15 protein-coding genes are annotated in these 15,355 nt (G+C 67.1%); 8 read left to right on the forward strand and 7 right to left on the reverse strand.

The window, feature by feature from the left end:
* The first annotated feature begins 15 nt into the window (after window positions 1-15).
* The 6 genes from FIU66_RS00625 to FIU66_RS00650 all read left to right on the forward strand — a co-directional run bounded on the left by FIU66_RS00625 (window position 16) and on the right by FIU66_RS00650 (window position 4,258).
* Window positions 16-417 (forward strand): ketosteroid isomerase-related protein, encoded by a 402-nt coding sequence (locus FIU66_RS00625; protein ID WP_167620892.1) that lies wholly within the window; start codon window positions 16-18, stop codon window positions 415-417.
* Entirely contained in the window at window positions 414-998 is a 585-nt protein-coding gene (locus FIU66_RS00630) for a GNAT family N-acetyltransferase (RefSeq protein WP_167620893.1), read from the forward strand. Before FIU66_RS00625 ends, FIU66_RS00630 begins: the two co-directional genes overlap by 4 nt.
* Window positions 995-1,852, forward strand: a complete 858-nt coding sequence (locus FIU66_RS00635) for a carbon-nitrogen hydrolase family protein (RefSeq protein WP_167620894.1) — start codon at window positions 995-997, stop codon at window positions 1,850-1,852. The genes FIU66_RS00630 and FIU66_RS00635 overlap by 4 nt, the downstream gene beginning before the upstream one ends.
* An 85-nt stretch (window positions 1,853-1,937) precedes the next feature.
* Window positions 1,938-2,360: an alternative ribosome rescue aminoacyl-tRNA hydrolase ArfB gene (arfB, locus tag FIU66_RS00640; protein ID WP_167620895.1), complete on the forward strand. Its 423-nt coding sequence runs from the start codon at window positions 1,938-1,940 to the stop codon at window positions 2,358-2,360.
* Complete coding sequence (locus tag FIU66_RS00645) at window positions 2,357-2,809, forward strand: NUDIX hydrolase (RefSeq protein ID WP_167620896.1); 453 nt, start codon at window positions 2,357-2,359, stop codon at window positions 2,807-2,809. The genes arfB and FIU66_RS00645 overlap by 4 nt, the downstream gene beginning before the upstream one ends.
* 9 nt (window positions 2,810-2,818) lie before the next feature.
* Entirely contained in the window at window positions 2,819-4,258 is a 1,440-nt protein-coding gene (locus tag FIU66_RS00650; RefSeq protein WP_167620897.1) for an inorganic phosphate transporter, read from the forward strand.
* 5 nt (window positions 4,259-4,263) lie between these two features.
* Here FIU66_RS00650 and pncB read toward each other — a convergent pair whose 3' ends face one another.
* Both pncB and pncA read right to left on the reverse strand, forming a co-directional pair.
* Window positions 4,264-5,556: a nicotinate phosphoribosyltransferase gene (pncB, locus tag FIU66_RS00655; protein WP_167620898.1), complete on the reverse strand. Its 1,293-nt coding sequence runs from the start codon at window positions 5,554-5,556 to the stop codon at window positions 4,264-4,266.
* 6 nt (window positions 5,557-5,562) lie between these two features.
* Window positions 5,563-6,159 carry a bifunctional nicotinamidase/pyrazinamidase gene (gene pncA / locus FIU66_RS00660; protein ID WP_167620899.1) on the reverse strand — a complete coding sequence of 199 codons (597 nt, stop codon included), beginning with the start codon at window positions 6,157-6,159 and terminating at the stop codon, window positions 5,563-5,565.
* A gap of 139 nt (window positions 6,160-6,298) precedes the next feature.
* Here pncA and FIU66_RS00665 point away from each other — a divergent pair, with 139 nt between their 5' ends.
* Both FIU66_RS00665 and FIU66_RS00670 read left to right on the forward strand, forming a co-directional pair.
* Window positions 6,299-7,894 carry an SLC13 family permease gene (locus FIU66_RS00665; protein WP_201281071.1) on the forward strand — a complete coding sequence of 532 codons (1,596 nt, stop codon included), beginning with the start codon at window positions 6,299-6,301 and terminating at the stop codon, window positions 7,892-7,894.
* Window positions 7,895-7,932: 38 nt separating this feature from the next.
* Window positions 7,933-8,835, forward strand: coding sequence for a rhodanese-related sulfurtransferase (locus FIU66_RS00670; protein WP_167620900.1), 903 nt, complete (start codon window positions 7,933-7,935; stop codon window positions 8,833-8,835).
* Here the strand turns inward: FIU66_RS00670 and FIU66_RS00675 are convergent.
* From FIU66_RS00675 to FIU66_RS00695, 5 genes are all read right to left on the reverse strand, one after another.
* Window positions 8,832-11,111 carry an NADP-dependent malic enzyme gene (locus tag FIU66_RS00675; RefSeq protein WP_167620901.1) on the reverse strand — a complete coding sequence of 760 codons (2,280 nt, stop codon included), beginning with the start codon at window positions 11,109-11,111 and terminating at the stop codon, window positions 8,832-8,834. The genes FIU66_RS00670 and FIU66_RS00675 overlap by 4 nt on opposite strands.
* Before the next feature lie 94 nt (window positions 11,112-11,205).
* Complete coding sequence (locus FIU66_RS00680) at window positions 11,206-11,931, reverse strand: peptidase (protein WP_167620902.1); 726 nt, start codon at window positions 11,929-11,931, stop codon at window positions 11,206-11,208.
* 154 nt (window positions 11,932-12,085) lie between these two features.
* On the reverse strand, window positions 12,086-12,928 hold the full coding sequence (locus FIU66_RS00685; RefSeq protein ID WP_167620903.1) for a transglutaminase family protein: 843 nt from the start codon (window positions 12,926-12,928) through the stop codon (window positions 12,086-12,088).
* 2 nt (window positions 12,929-12,930) lie between these two features.
* Entirely contained in the window at window positions 12,931-13,887 is a 957-nt protein-coding gene (locus FIU66_RS00690; protein ID WP_167620904.1) for an alpha-E domain-containing protein, read from the reverse strand.
* Between the two features lie 13 nt (window positions 13,888-13,900).
* On the reverse strand, window positions 13,901-15,310 hold the full coding sequence (locus FIU66_RS00695) for a circularly permuted type 2 ATP-grasp protein (protein WP_167620905.1): 1,410 nt from the start codon (window positions 15,308-15,310) through the stop codon (window positions 13,901-13,903).
* Between the last annotated feature and the right edge of the window lie 45 nt (window positions 15,311-15,355).

The raw sequence follows: 15,355 nt of genomic DNA on the forward strand, positions 1-15,355 counted from the left end.
ATGAAGGAGATGCCCATGGATACCAAGACCCTGATCGCCGCCTATTACGACGCCTTCAACGCAGGCCGCACAGACGAGATGCTTGACCTGCTGCACGATGAAGTCGAGCATCACGTGAACGAAGGCGGCATCCGCAAGGGCAAGGCGCTGTTTGCGGACTTCAACCGGCACATGACGGAAAGCTACAAGGAAAACCTGACCGACTTGGTGATCTTCGCCAATGAAGCGGGCGACCGGGCAGCGGCGGAATTTGTGGTGAACGGCACCTATCTGAAGACCGACGAAGGCCTGCCCGAGGCGAAGGGCCAGACCTATCGCCTGCCTGCGGGCAGCTTCTTCACCATCCGCGACGGCAAGATCGCCCGCGTCACCACCTATTACAACCTGGCCGACTGGACGCGGCAGGTCAGCCAATGACGGTCACGACGCGCGTCCTGACCGGCGGGGCGCTGGCCGCCGCCCTGGAAGACGTCGCGCGTCTGCGCATCCGCGTGTTTCGCGATTTCCCTTATCTTTACGACGGCGACGCGGATTACGAACGCGATTACCTGCGCGCCTACCAGTCGCCCGGCGCGGTGGTCGTGGCCGCGATGGATGGCGAACGGGTCGTGGGGGCAGCCACCGGCGCGCCCATGACCGATCACGCCGCCGATTTTGCGGCGGCCTTCGCGGACCGGCCCGAACCGCTGGACCAGATCTTCTACTGCGCCGAATCGGTGCTTTTGCCCGAATACCGCGGCCACGGGATCGGCCATGCCTTCTTCGACGCGCGGGAATCCCATGCGCGCAGCCTGGGCCTGACCTACAGCGCCTTTTGCAGCGTCATTCGTCCTGCCGACCATCCTGCCCGGCCCGCCGGCTATCGCCCGCTGGACGAGTTCTGGCGCAAGCGGGGGTACGCGCCGCTGCCGGGCGTCGTCGCGCGATTTTCCTGGAAGGATCTGCACGAGCCTGCCGAGACTGAAAAACCCCTGCAATTCTGGATGAGACAGCTTTGAAGATCGCCGCCGCCGCCTATCCGATCGACTGGTTCGACAGCTTCGCCGACTACGAGGCCAAGCTGACCCGATGGGTCGGGGATGCGGAGGGGGCGGATCTGCTGGTCTTTCCCGAATACGGCGCGATGGAGCTTGCCTCGCTGGGTGGGCGCGGCGTGGCGGGCGACCTCGAGGCGTCCCTGCACGAGGTGGCGCGGCACTGGCCGCAGATCCAGACCGTGCATCAGCGCCTGGCGGCAAGGCATGGCTGCCACATCCTTGGCGCGTCCGGTCCCGTCTTCGACGGGCGGCGCCCGGTCAATCGCGCGATCCTCTATGGTCCCCAGGGCATCATCGGCCACCAGGACAAGCAGATCATGACCCGGTTCGAGCGCGAGGACTGGGACGTGATCGGTGCCCCCGGCCTGCGGGTCTTCGATACGGCCCTGGGCCGGATCGGCATCCTGATCTGCTATGACAGCGAATTCCCCCTGTTGGCGCGCGTGCTGGCCCAAGCGGGGGTGGAACTGCTGCTGGTGCCAAGCTGCACCGACACGGTGGCGGGCTTTTCCCGCGTCCGCATCGGGGCCATGGCCCGGGCGCTTGAAAGCCAGTGCGTCGTGGTGCAGGCGCCGACGGTGGGGCCGTGCGACTGGATGCCCGCGCTTGACGAAAACCGCGGTCGGGCGGCGATCTATGGCCCGCCGGACGGCTTCTGGCCCGAAACCGGCATCATTGCAGAAGGCCCCATGGACCAGCCGGGCTGGATCATAGCGGATGTCGATCTGTCCCGCGTTGGCGAAAGCCGGCGCAACGGCGCGGTTCTGCCCTTTGCCCATTGGCCGGAGAGCGATGGCGTGGGCCTGACGCGCTGACCGGGGCGGCAACCTTTCCCTGATCGGGCGGTTTATTCGCCGCGGCCTCTGTTCACCGCGCCGATCCGTGCCATAGTGCCTGTCCATGCTGCATATCAATGACAAGATCACCATCGAGGAATGGGAGCTGACCGAACAGTTCACCAGATCCCAGGGGCCGGGCGGGCAGAACGTCAACAAGGTCGAAACCGCGGTCGAACTGCGGTTCGAGGCCGCGCGATCCCCGAACCTGCCCGACCCCGTGAAGCGCCGCTTGGAACGGCTGGCGGGGCGTCGGTGGACGCGTGACGGCGCGGTGGTGGTCCTGTCGCAGGAAACCCGCAGCCAGGCCCGCAACCGCGAAATCGCCCGCGAAAGGCTGGCCGAATTGATCAGGTGCGCGGCCGAGCCCGTCAAGCGCCGCGTCGCCACCAAGCCCACCTGGGGCAGCCAGTTGCGCCGCCTGAAGGCCAAGTCCACGCGCGGAGAGGTCAAGGCCCTGCGCGGCAGGGTCGAGGATGGCGAATGACGGCGTGGTGGCGGTGGCTGGGAATCCTGTTCGGACGCCGTCCTCCCGCGATGCAGGTGGGCGCCGTCTGCCGTTGCCCCCGGACCGGGGATGTCGTGCTGATCACCAGCCGGGGCACCGGCCGCTGGGTCATCCCGAAGGGCTGGCCGATGGAGGGCAAGACCCTATCCGCCGCCGCCGCGACCGAGGCCTGGGAGGAGGCGGGCGTCGAGGGGCGGGTCCAGGATGCCGAACTGGGCCGCTATCGCTACCACAAGGAACAGGACCGGGGCTATTCCGTGCCGGTCGAGGTCCGGGTCTTCCTGCTGGATGCGGAACGGCTGCGCCGCGATTTCCCCGAAGCCAAGCAGCGCAAGCGCCGCTGGTTCCCCCCGGCCGAGGCTGCGCGCCTGGTGGCCGAACCCGGCCTGCAACAGATCCTGCTTGCATTGCCCCCCGCCGGCGGCTGACATCGGGGCATGAAGCGGCCCGACCGACAATTCGAGGTGCTGGACAAGGACTTGCGGCGGATCACCGTCGCCGAGGCCGCGCAGTTCCATGCCGTCCGGCCCGTCCTGCGGCTGGGGTCGGTCATCCTGCTGGGCGTTGCCCTGTTGTTTCTGGCCCTTGCCCTGACAGGGCGGCAGCCGGGGCTGGTCGCCATTGGCGCGGGTTTCCTTGTGGCGGGCTGGCTGGGCCTGTCGATCGGGGCCAACGACATTGCGAACTCGCTTGGCCCGGCGGTGGGGGCGGGGGCCATCGCCATCGGGCCGGGGCTTCTGCTGGTGGGTCTGGCGGAGATCGCGGGCGCGGTCCTGGCGGGTCACGTGGTCGCGCATCGGCTTGCGGGCGGGATTGTCGATCCGGGCGTCCTGGAGAACGCCGCGCAGGGGCAGGTGATGATGCTTGCCGCGCTGATCGGGGCCGCGGCCTGGATCACCGTCGCCACGGCGGCCAGCCTGCCCGTCTCGACCTCGCATTCGATCGTCGGCGCCATCGCCGGGGCAGGCTTTGCCGCCGCCGGGGCCTCGGCGCTGTCCTGGGGCGGCATCCTGTCCATCGCCCTCGCATGGGTCGTGACGCCCTTCGCGTCGGCGCTGCTGGCGGGCGCGCTTTTGACGCTGTTGCGCATTCGCGTGGCCGAGGCGCCCGACCGCCTAGCCGCCGCACGGGCCTGGCTGCCGCCGCTGGTGGGGGCGATGGTCGGGCTGTTCGTCGCCTATGTCGCGACCCTGTTGCCCGCCTTGTCCCTGCGCCTGCCCATGGCCCTGCTGCCCGGCATCGCCGCCGGGCTGGCGGTGGCGCTGCTGATGCGCCGCAGGCTGGCCAAGGTCCTGTCCGATGCCGACGAGAAGCCCGGCATGAAGCGCATCCTGCGCCAGCCGCTGCTGTTTGCGGCCGTGATGATGGGCTTTGCCCATGGCGCGGGCGATGCGGGCAACGTGGCCGGGCCGCTTCTGGTGATCCTGATGCCGTCGCAAGACGGAAGCGTGCAGGTGCCGCTGGCGATGCTGGCGCTTGCGGGGGCCACCATCGCCCTGGGTGCCATCCTGTTCGGCCGCCGCCTTGTCGGCATGGTCAGCGAGGGGATCACCCGCCTGAACCCGGTCCGCGCCTTCTGCATCACGCTGGCCACCGCGATGATCGTGCTGGTCGCGTCGGGACTGGGCCTGCCGGTGTCATCGACCCATGTGGCCGTCGGCGGGGTCTTCGGCGTGGGCTTCGTGCGCGAGATGCTGGACCGGCGCAGCAATGCCAAGCGTGCCGCCCCCCTGCCGGCCGAGGAACGCCGCCGCCGGATGCTGATCCGCCGCAGCCATGTCGCGACCATCACCGTGGCCTGGATGGTGACGGTCCCGATCACGGCCCTGCTGGGCGCGCTGTGTTGCATGGCGATGCTGCGGGTCACGGGCGTCTGAACGCCCTAGACCACCACATCCACTGCGGATTGCTGTCCCACATCGAAGACGCGCCGGTAACGCGCGATCTCGGCGGCAGGGCCAGTGGCCTTGGCCGGGTTGTCCGACAGCTTGACGGTCGGGCGGCCGTTGGCCGAGACTGCCTTGCAGACCAGGCTGAAGGGCGCCAGCCCGTCGCCTGCCACCAGCCCCCGGAAATCGTTCGTCAGCAGCGTGCCCCAGCCGAAGCTGACCTTGACGCGGCCGTGGAAGCGGCGGTGCAGTTCGGCGATCTTGTCCACGTCCAGCCCGTCCGAGAAGATGACCAGCTTCTTCGTCGGATCCTCGCCCCGGTCCTGCCACCAGCGGATCGCGGTCTCGGCCCCCGTTGCTGGATCGCCGCTGTCGATGCGGATGCCGGTCCAGCCGGCCAGCCAGTCCGGCGCGCCGGCAAGGAAGCCTTCGGTCCCGTAGGTGTCGGGCAGGATCATGCGCAGGTTGCCGTCGTGCTCCTCGTGCCAATCGGCCAGCACCCTGTAGGGGGCCTGGCGCAGCTCCTGGTCCGTATCGGCCAAGGCGGCATAGACCATCGGCAACTCATGGGCATTGGTGCCGATCGCCTCGATGTCGCGGCGCATGGCGATCAGGCAGTTCGAGGTGCCGGTGAAGCGTTCGCCCAGGCCCTCGATCATGGCCTGCACGGCCCAGTCCTGCCACAGGAAGCTGTGGCGGCGGCGGGTGCCGAAATCGGCGATCCGCAGATCGGGCATCTCGCGCAGCTTCTCGATCTTTTCCCACAGCCGGGTCATGGCGCGGGCATAAAGCACCTGAAGCTCGAACCGGCCGAGGGTCGCCAGGACCGCGCGTGACCGCAACTCCATCAGGATGGCGAGGGCCGGGATCTCCCACATCATGACCTCGGGCCAGCGGCCCTCGAAGGTCAGTTCATACTGTCCGTCGCGCTTTTCCAGGTGATAGGGCGGCAGGCGCAGGTTCTCCAGGAACTCCATGAAATCCGGGCGGAACATCTGGCGCTTGCCGTAGAAGGTGTTGCCGCGAAGCCAGGTGCCCTCGCCGCGCGACAGCCGCAGGCTTCGCACATGGTCAAGCTGTTCGCGCAGCTCGCCCTCGTCGATCAGGTCGGCCAGGCGGATCGACCGGGTGCGGTTGATCAGGCTGAAGCAGACCGTCGTGTCGGGGCGGTTGCGAAAGATCGACTGGCACATCAACAGCTTGTAGAAGTCGGTGTCGATCAGCGACCGGACGATCGGGTCGATCTTCCATTTGTGGTTGTAGACGCGGGTGGCGATATCGACCATCGGCCCTTACTCCAGGTTGACGCCGGCGGCGCGCATGTCGGCGCGGGCCCGGTCGCGGCTGCCGTCCAGGTCGATGGCGCGGGTCGCCGCCTCGATCACGGTGGCGGTGAAGCCCAGGCGGGCGGCGTCGATCGCGCTCCAGGCGACGCAGAAATCATGGGCCAGGCCCACGAAGGTCAGGTCGGACAGTCCCCGGTCGCGCAGGTAGCCGGCAAGGCCGGTAGGCGTGGCGCGGTCGTTCTCGAAGAAGGCCGAATAGCTGTCGATGCCGGGGCGGAAGCCCTTGCGGATCACCAGGTCGGCGCGGGACAGGTTAAGCCCGGGGTGGAAATCCGCGCCCGGTGTGTCGATCACGCAATGGTCGGGCCATAGCACCTGCGGCCCATAGGGCATCTGCGTCAGGCTGAAGGGCGCGGTCCCCGGGTGATTTGATGCAAAACTGGCATGGTCGGCGGGGTGCCAGTCCTGGGTCAGCACGACCGCGCCGAAATCGCGCATCAGCGCATTGATGGGCGTGACGATGTCATCCCCGCCCGCCACGGCAAGCGCGCCGCCGGGGCAGAAGTCGGTCTGCATGTCGATGACGATCAGGGCGGTGGTCATGCGGGGGCCTTCTTTCTGGAACGCGGCAACTAGACCGGCGTGGGCTGGTGATCGTCAAGGGCTGACCGCGACGGTGGCGGAAATGCAGCTTTTGGATTATCCAGAAAAGGGAGCGAGGATAAGGGAGAAGGGAGGAACGATGGACGTTCAGAAGGACTTGGATCACACCGCCGGCTTTGACGAGAACGAGCCCACGGGACGGTCGCCCCAGATGATCTGGGGTCTGCGCATCCTGGGGCTGGCCCTGGCCGGCCTGGTGTGGCTGCTGCTGGGCGGCCAGCCCGACCTTCCGCCCGACGCGCGCATGGTGGCCGCCATCGGCACGCTGATGGCCGTCTGGTGGATGACCGAGGCGATCCCGCTGTCGGCGACGTCCCTGCTGCCCATCGTCCTGATCCCTGCCCTGACCGACCGCAGCGTCGCCGAGGCCACCCAGCCTTATGCCAGCTCGATCGTGTTCCTGTTCCTGGGCGGCTTCCTGATCGCCATCGCGATGGAGAAGTGGCATCTGCACACCCGTATCGCGCTGCTGACGTTGCGCAAGGTGGGGGTGGCGCCCCGCCGCATCGTGCTGGGCATGATGCTGGCCACGGGCTTTCTGTCGATGTGGGTGTCGAACACCGCAACCACGCTGATGATGCTGCCCATCGGCCTGTCGGTCCTGTCGCTGGTCGTGTCGCGCGGATCGCGCCAGGACGGTGCCGAGGCCGAGGAGGCGATGCGCGCCGGCGGCACCATCACCGATGTTGTGAAGGATCCCGACATCAAGGCCTTTGGCGTCTGCCTGGTCCTGTCGATCGCCTGGGCGGCCTCGATGGGCGGCTTGGGAACGCTGCTGGGCAGCCCGCCCAATGCCATTGTCGCGGGCTATGCGGCGGACGAACTGGGCCGCAACATCGGCTTTCTGGAATGGATGATGCTGGGAACGCCCCTGGCATTGGCCTTTATCCTGATCGCCTGGTTCCTGATGACGCGGCTGCTTTACCGCTTTGACCTGCCCGAGATCCCCGGCGGGCGCGAGATGATCGACAGCCAGGTCCGGGCGCTTGGCCCGCTGAGCCAGGGCGAGAAGATGGTGCTGGGCGTCTTCATGGGCGCGGCCTTTCTCTGGGTGGTTCCGGGCCTTCTGACCTCGATTCCCGCGATCGATGCGGCGGCCCCCTGGTTGGGCAGCCTGGACGATACTGCCATTGCGGTCGGCGCGGGTCTGGTGATGTTCCTGCTGCCGGGCAGGGGCCGCGACCGGATGGTCCTGGACTGGAAGGACGCCGAACGCGGCCTGCCCTGGGGGGTGCTGCTGCTGTTCGGCGGCGGTCTCAGCCTGGCCTCGGCCGTGGCGGCGTCGGGGCTGGACGGCTGGTTCGGCCAGCAGGTGACGGGGCTTGGCGCCCTGCCCACGCTTCTGCTGGTGGCGGCGGTGGTCACGATCATCCTGTTCCTGACCGAGATCACCTCCAACACGGCGACGGCCGCGACCTTTATCCCCATCCTGGGCGGGGTCGCCCTGGGCATCGGGGCCGATGCCATGACGCTGCTGATCCCCGCCGCGCTGGCCGCGACCTGCGCCTTCATGCTGCCGGTCGGCACGCCGCCCAATGCCATCGTCTTTGGCACCGGCACCGTGACCATCGCCCAGATGGCGCGGGGCGGGTTCGTGCTGAACATCGTGGGCATCCTGCTGATCACCGGCCTGACCTACCTGCTGGGCGGCCTGGCCCTGGGGCTTTCGTTCTGACCTTGCGCCACCGGGCATGGCCGCGTTAAGGCGCGGCCATGCTGACCGTTGCCGCGCTGTATCACTTTACCCGCTTCGAGAATCCCGCCGCCCTGAAGGGCCCGCTGGCCAGGATCGCCTGCGCCAATGGCGTGCGCGGCACGCTGCTGCTGGCGCCCGAGGGGATCAACGGCACCATCGCCGGCACGCGCGACGGGATCGACGCGGTGCTGGCCCATATCCGCGCCCTGCCGGGATGCGAGGGGCTGGACTGGAAGGAAAGCCCGGCCGAGGTCATGCCCTTCGGCAAGATGAAGGTGCGCCTCAAGCGCGAGATCGTGACCATGGGCCAGCCCGATGTCGATCCCCGCGCCGCGGTGGGCCATTACGTCGAGCCGGCCGATTGGAACGCCCTGATCAGCGCGCCCGACGTGGCCGTGATCGACACGCGCAACGATTACGAGGTCGGGATCGGCACCTTTGCAGGCGCCGTGGATCCCGGCACGCGCAGCTTCCGCGACTTCCCCGCATGGTGGCAGGCCAACCGCGACCGCTTCGCCGGCAAGCGCGTGGCGATGTTCTGCACCGGCGGCATCCGCTGCGAGAAGTCGACGAATTACCTGCTGTCGCAGGGCGTCGAGGACGTCTTCCACCTGAAGGGCGGCATCCTGAAGTATCTGGAGGAGGTGCCGCAGCAGGACAGCCTGTGGCAGGGCGATTGCTTCGTCTTCGACGGGCGGGTCAGCCTGACCCACGGGTTGCAGCCCGGCCGCCACGGCCTGTGCCACGCCTGCCGCCGCCCCCTCGCCCCCGAGGATCGCGAGCGCCCCGAATACGAGGAAGGCGTCAGCTGCCACCGCTGCCTGTCCGAATACGACGACGCCGACCGTGCGCGGTTCCGCGAACGCCAGCGACAGGTCGCGCGGGGTGAGTTGTTCGCCCGCCCCGCCAACGAGTCCTAGCGCCCCGTTCCCAATCCACCGGCGGAAATTGCCGCCATGTTCAGGATGTCGTTCACCGTCGAGGTGGTGGAGCAGATCTGGATCGGTTGCGGCACGCCGGTCAGGATCGGGCCGATGACCGTCGCGCCCGCCATTTCCTGCATCAGCTTCACGCTGATGGACGCCGAATGGCGCGCGGGCACCACCAGGACGTTGGCGGGCCCGGTCAGGCGGCTGAAGGGATAGCGGGCGGCGGAATCCATGTTCAGCGCCACATCCACGGTCATTTCGCCCTCGTATTCGAAATCGACGCCGCGGCGGTCCAGGACCTCGGTAGCCTTCGCCATCTTCACGGCCCGTTCGCTGACCGGATAGCCGAAGTTCGAAAAGGACAGAAAGGCCACGCGCGGTTCCAGGCCCAGGCCGCGCGCCACGCCCGCGCCGCGGGTGGCGATGTCGGCCAGATCCTCGGCCTCGGGCCATTCATGGACCAGCGTGTCGCCGATCAGCACGATCCGGCCCTTGTGCAGCACGGCGGTGATGCCCACCGCGCCGTCCTGCGGGCGCAGGTCGAAGACATGGCCCAGTTGCGCCAGCACCGGGGCGTTCTTGCGGGTCGCGCCAGTCACAAGCCCGTCGCCATGGCCATGCGCCAGCATCAGCGCGGCAAAGACGTGGCGGTCGCGGTTGGCAAGCTTGTGGGCGTCCTCTCGGTCCACGCCGCGGCGTTGCAAACGCGCGTAAAGGAACTCGTGATAGGCCTCGAGATGCCGGGAGTTGGCAGCATTTACCACGGTCAACTCGCGCACGGCGTCGCCCAGGCCCGCAGCTTCCAGCTTCTCCTTCACATCGGCCTCGCGGCCCACGACCAAGGCTTGGCCCATGCCGCCGCGCTGCCAGGCGACGGCGGCGCGCAGGACGCGGGGATCGTCGCCCTCGGCGAAGATCATGCGGGCCTGGCTTTGCCGGGCGCGGGCATGGATGCCCTGAAGGATCGCGGCGGTCGGATCCATGCGGTTCTTCAGCGACTGGACATAGCCCTCCATGTCGATGATCGGGCGGCGGGCAACGCCGGTATCCATGCCCGCGCGAGCCACCGCAGGGGGCACGACATGGATCAGGCGCGGATCGAAGGGCGTCGGAATGATATAGTCGCGCCCGAATTGCAGCTTGCGGCCGTAAGCCACGGCGACCTCGTCGGGGACATCCTCGCGCGCCAAGGCCGCAAGTGCCTCGGCGCAGGCGATCTTCATCTCGTCATTGATGGCGCGGGCGTGGATGTCGAGCGCGCCGCGGAACAGGTAGGGAAAGCCCAGGACGTTGTTCACCTGGTTCGGATAATCCGACCGCCCGGTGGCTACGATGGCGTCAGGGCGCACGGCATGGGCATCCTCGGGCGTGATCTCGGGGTCGGGGTTGGCCATGGCGAAGATGACCGGGTTGTCGGCCATCGAGGCCACCATGTCCTGCGTCACCGCGCCCTTCGCACTGACGCCCAGGAATACGTCCGCCCCCTTCATGGCGTCTTCCAGGGTGCGGGCCGTGGTCACGACCGCATGGGCCGATTTCCACTGGTTCATCCCCTCGGTCCGGCCCTGGTAGATGACGCCCTTGGTGTCGGCCATGATGCAGTTCTCATGCCGCGCGCCCATCGATTTCAGCAGTTCAAGGCAGGCGATCCCGGCGGCGCCCGCGCCGTTCAGGACGATCTTCACGTCCTCGATCTTCTTGCCCGACAGTTCCAGCGCGTTCAGCAGCCCTGCCGCGCAGATCACCGCCGTGCCGTGCTGGTCGTCGTGAAAGACGGGGATGTCCATCATCTCTTTCAGGCGGCTTTCGATGATGAAGCATTCGGGCGCCTTGATGTCTTCCAGGTTGATGCCGCCGAAGGTCGGCCCCATCAGGCGGACGGCATTGATGAACTCGTCCGCGTCCTCGGTGTCCAGTTCCAGGTCGATGGCGTTCACGTCGGCGAAGCGCTTGAACAGCACCGCCTTGCCCTCCATCACCGGCTTGGAGGCCAGGGCCCCCAGGTTGCCCATCCCCAGGATGGCGGTGCCATTGGAAATCACAGCGACCATGTTGCCCTTGGTGGTATAGTCATAGGCCGTCTCGGGCCGGTCCGCGATGGCCTGGACGGGCACGGCGACGCCCGGCGAATAGGCCAGCGACAGGTCGCGCTGCGTGGTCATGGGGGTCGAGGCCACGACCTCGAACTTCCCGGGGCGCGGCTCCATGTGATAGGCCAAGGCCTCCTCGGGGGTGACGCGGGCGCTGCGGGGGGTCTTGTCGGTCATGGGGTCCTCCGGGGCTGGTGGTCCCGTTTAACGTTGCGTCACCGCTGGCTCAACAGGCTTCGGATGCAAAGCTGTCTTGCGGCGATGCGCGCAATCAGATGCGGATGTTGACGAAACTGTCGCGAAGGGCCGCGGACCATGCCGCGCTCATCCGGGCGAAGTCGGCATCGCCTTCCAGGATGCGGCGTCGGGTGGTGACGGCGCAGGCATCCTTCTGGATGATCGCCAGGTCCAGCGGCATTCCGACCGAAAGGTTCGACCGAAGGGTCGAGTCCATCGACAAAAGCACGGCCTTTTGCGCATCCGCCAGGCTGGTCGCGGGCGTCACCACGCGGTCCAGGATCGGCTTGCCGTATTTGTGTTCGCCGATCTGCAGGAAGGGCGTGTCCTCGGTCGCCTCGATGAAATTGCCTTCGGGATAGATCAGGAACATGCGCATGTCGCCGCCCTGCCGCTGGCCCGCGACGATCATGGTGGCCGATGCCTGCTGGCGCAGGTCGCGGCATTGCTCGGCGATTTCCCGACGCGTCCGGGACAGCGTGTCGCCGATGATCGTGGCGACCTGCAGCATGGTCTGGGCCTTCATGATCGAGGTCGTCTCGTCCGCCATCTCGTCATGGATGGCCTCGCTCAGCCGGGCAAGGGTTGTCTGCGTGACCGACAGCGATCCCGCCGTCATCACCACGATGGCCCGTTCGCCCGGTTCCTCGAAGAAGAACATCTTGCGATAGCAGGCGATGTTGTCCAGCCCGGCATTGGTGCGCGTATCCGACAACAGCACCAATCCGGCATTCAGCTTCAAGCCGACGCAATAGGTCATGGCTGCGTCTTCCCCGTCATGATCGCGCCGCAACCTGTCTAGTGGGGGCGGGGACAGGTCGCAATCGGTCCTTGCCATCCGGCAGCAGTCCTGCGGCAATTCTGTCTCAACCGCCGTCCCTGGCAGCAGGGCCAAGAGGGGGCGGCAGCCCCCTTCAGCTTTGCGTCTGGCTTTGGCTTTGGGTCTGGAAGCGCTCGACCTCCTCGACGCTGACCGCGACATCCATCGTCTCGATGCCATGGCCCGCCGCGATGCCGCGGATCGGCGCCGCATCCGAAGCATCCAGCCCCGAACCCAGCCGGACATAGCGTTCGTCGGGGCAGCAACGGTTGGCCGGATCGAAGCCCACCCATCCCAGGCCCGGAACATTGATTTCTGCCCAGGCATGGGCAGCCTCATGCGCGTCACCATCGGCGGTGGTGTGCAGATAACCCGATGCATAGCGGGCCGGCAGATCGTGCAGCCGGGCCAGGGCGATCAGCGCATGGGCATGGTCCTGGCAGACGCCCTCGCCCTTTTCCAGCGCCTCGGCGGCGGTGGTGTGAAAGCCGGTCTGGCCGGGCATATAGGCGATGGCGTCCGAGACAACGGCCGACAGGCGGTGCGCAAGGCCCAGGGGATCGGCGGCATCCTTGGCCGTCAAGGCCAGATCCCGCAGCGCCTGATCGGGCTTGGTCGCGGGGGTGTCGCGCAAATAGGCCAGCGGATTGATCAGTTCGCGGTGCCCGCGCAGGACACCTGCGGTATCGCGCGTCTCGATGCGGCCGGTCACGGTGACGGTCACTTCCTCGGTCGGGCCGCGGACGGTCCAGCCCTCGATCCAGTCGCCGGCGCCGTCGCGAAAGCCGGGGCCGCGGATGCCGCCCTGCACGTCGATCTGCCAGTCATGCGTGCGCTGCCCTTCGCTGACGGAAGGCGTCAGCCGCAGGCTTTGCACCAGGTTCCGTGCCGGCCGGTCATAGCGATAAACGGTCTGGTGAAAGATGCGCAGTTTCATCCTTACGATCCCCCCAGCAGGTAATCCTCGTGCACCAGGCTCGAGATGGTGCCGATCTCGGTGATGAACCAGGTCAGGAACTCGTGCAGTCCTTCGTCGAAGATCATGTCGATGTCATGGGCCTGCAGGCGGCCCAGCACCTCGCGCGCCTTGTCGCGGGCCTGGGTCGGCACCGTGTCGCCATAGCGTTTCGCCAGGCCTTCCAGGTTCCACACGGCCTCATAAAGCGAGGTGATGAGCGAGCGCGGGCTTTCCCCGTTCAGGATCAGGAAATCCGCGACCCGGCCCGCCGTGATGTCGCCGCCATAGGCCCAGTGATAGGCCCGGTGTGCCGACAGCGCGCGCAGGATCACCTGCCATTGATAGGTGTCCAGGCCCGATCCCACGAACTCGATCCGCGGCAGGAGGACATAGTACTTCACGTCCAAGAGCCGGGCGGTCGCATCGGCCCGTTCCAGCCCATAGCCCAGGTTCATGAAATGCCACCCGTCATTGCGCAACTGCGTGGCGTTGATGGCCCCCCGCACGGTCGAGGTGTGGCTGGTCGTGATATCGGTCAGCGAGGCCGTGTCGATCTTGTCGCGCGGCGTTCTTTCAATGCGGCGCAGGTCCTGAAAGGCCATGTTCAGCGCGTCCCAGACCTGGCTGGTCAGGGCCGTGCGCACGATCCGGCCCGCCTCGCGCGCCTTCTCGATGCAGGACATGACCGAGGACGGGTTCTGGCGGTCGAAGAAGATGAACTCCTCGATGTTTTCCTGGCTGATCTCGCCATATTTCTCGGCAAACAGGGTCGCGGACCCCGAGGCCTGCAACAACGAGTTCCATTCGTTCTGATAGCCCGAGGCGGTGTTGGGCAAGAGCGTGATCCGCTGGCCCACGTCCAGAAGGCGCGCGGCGGTATCGGCCCGTTCAAGGTGGCGGCCCATCCAGAACAGGTTCGCGGCGGTGCGGCTGAGCATATGCGTCCCTTCCCTATTCCGACAGGACCCAGGTGTCCTTGACGCCCCCGCCCTGCGACGAGTTCACGACAAGGCTGCCCTCGCGCAGCGCAACGCGGGTCAGCCCGCCCGGCACCAGCTCGATCCGGTCGCCGCACAGGCAATAGGGCCGCAGGTCCACATGGCGCGGCGCCAGCCCTTCGGCGACAAAGGTGGGGCAGGTGGACAGGGCAAGCGTCGGCTGGGCGATATAGTTGCCGGGATCGGCCTCGATCTTCTTGCGGAAGGTCTCGATCTCGTCCTTCGTCGATTTGGGGCCGACCAGCATCCCGTAGCCGCCCGAGCCGTGCACCTCCTTCACGACCAGGTCGGGCAGGTTCTCCATCACGTATCGGTAATCGTCCTCCTTCCACAGGGTCCATGTCTGGACGTTCTGCAAAAGCGGCTCCTCGCCCAGGTAGAAGCGGACCATTTCGGGCACAAAGGTGTAGATGGCCTTGTCGTCGGCCACGCCTGCGCCCGGCGCGGAACAGATCGACACCCCGCCCGAGCGATAGACATCCATCAGCCCCGGCACGCCCAGCATCGAATCGGGTCGGAAGCACAGGGGGTCCAGGAAAGGATCGTCGATCCGGCGATAGATCACGTCCACGCGCTTTGGCCCCTGGGTCGTGCGCATATAAACGAACTCGCCGTCCACGAACAAATCGGCGCCCTCGACCAGCTCGATCCCCATCAGGTTGGCCAGGAAGCTGTGCTCGTAATAGGCGCTGTTGAAATGGCCGGGCGTCAGGATCACGCAGGTCGGCCGGTCGTTGCACTTGGCGGGCGCGACCGATTCCAGCGTGCGGCGCAGAAGGTCAGGATACTGGTCCACAGGCTCGATCCGGTTGCCGCGGAACAGGCCGGGGAACATCCGCATCATGATCTCGCGGTTTTCCAGCATGTAGCTGACGCCCGAGGGCGTGCGGCAGTTGTCCTCCAGCACGTAGAACTGGTCCTTGGCGGTACGCACCAGGTCGATGCCGATGATGTGGGAATAAACGCCGCGCGGGGGCACCACGCCGACCACGGCCTTTTCATAGGCCTCGTTCTGATACACCAGCCGGGCGGGGATGCGGCCCGCGCGCACGATCTCGGCCCGGCCATAGACGTCGCGCAGGAAGGCGTTCAGCGCACGCGCCCGCTGCTTGATGCCGCGTTCCAGGCGGCGCCATTCGGCCTGCTCGAAGACGCGGGGCATCATGTCGAAGGGGATCAGCCGGTCGGGATCGCCGCCCTCGCCATAGACCGCGAAGGTGATGCCGATCCGGCGGAACAGCGCCTCGGCCTCGGCCTGCTTCATCTGCCGGAAATCCGCCGGCATCGTCTCGACCCACTGGCTGAGGCGCGCATAAGGGTCGCGAACCTGCGAACCCTCATACATCTCGTTGTAATATGTCATTCGTCCACCCGCTGACGCCGGACCCTTCGCAGGCCTTCTTCCCCG

This window comes from Paracoccus sp. AK26 (genome assembly GCF_011801365.1).
GTDB lineage: Bacteria > Pseudomonadota > Alphaproteobacteria > Rhodobacterales > Rhodobacteraceae > Paracoccus > Paracoccus aerius.

Excerpts from the sequence above, each read along its gene's own strand:
- FIU66_RS00625 (WP_167620892.1), top strand. The coding sequence starts at position 16 with ATGGATACCAAGACCCTGATCGCCGCCTATTACGACGCCTTCAACGCA.
- FIU66_RS00630 (WP_167620893.1), top strand. The coding sequence starts at position 414 with ATGACGGTCACGACGCGCGTCCTGACCGGCGGGGCGCTGGCCGCCGCC.
- arfB (WP_167620895.1), top strand. The coding sequence starts at position 1,938 with ATGCTGCATATCAATGACAAGATCACCATCGAGGAATGGGAGCTGACC.
- FIU66_RS00645 (WP_167620896.1), top strand. The coding sequence starts at position 2,357 with ATGACGGCGTGGTGGCGGTGGCTGGGAATCCTGTTCGGACGCCGTCCT.
- FIU66_RS00650 (WP_167620897.1), top strand. The coding sequence starts at position 2,819 with ATGAAGCGGCCCGACCGACAATTCGAGGTGCTGGACAAGGACTTGCGG.
- pncB (WP_167620898.1), bottom strand. The coding sequence starts at position 5,556 with ATGGTCGATATCGCCACCCGCGTCTACAACCACAAATGGAAGATCGAC.
- pncA (WP_167620899.1), bottom strand. The coding sequence starts at position 6,159 with ATGACCACCGCCCTGATCGTCATCGACATGCAGACCGACTTCTGCCCC.
- FIU66_RS00665 (WP_201281071.1), top strand. The coding sequence starts at position 6,299 with ATGGACGTTCAGAAGGACTTGGATCACACCGCCGGCTTTGACGAGAAC.
- FIU66_RS00670 (WP_167620900.1), top strand. The coding sequence starts at position 7,933 with ATGCTGACCGTTGCCGCGCTGTATCACTTTACCCGCTTCGAGAATCCC.
- FIU66_RS00675 (WP_167620901.1), bottom strand. The coding sequence starts at position 11,111 with ATGACCGACAAGACCCCCCGCAGCGCCCGCGTCACCCCCGAGGAGGCC.
- FIU66_RS00680 (WP_167620902.1), bottom strand. The coding sequence starts at position 11,931 with ATGACCTATTGCGTCGGCTTGAAGCTGAATGCCGGATTGGTGCTGTTG.
- FIU66_RS00685 (WP_167620903.1), bottom strand. The coding sequence starts at position 12,928 with ATGAAACTGCGCATCTTTCACCAGACCGTTTATCGCTATGACCGGCCG.
- FIU66_RS00690 (WP_167620904.1), bottom strand. The coding sequence starts at position 13,887 with ATGCTCAGCCGCACCGCCGCGAACCTGTTCTGGATGGGCCGCCACCTT.
- FIU66_RS00695 (WP_167620905.1), bottom strand. The coding sequence starts at position 15,310 with ATGACATATTACAACGAGATGTATGAGGGTTCGCAGGTTCGCGACCCT.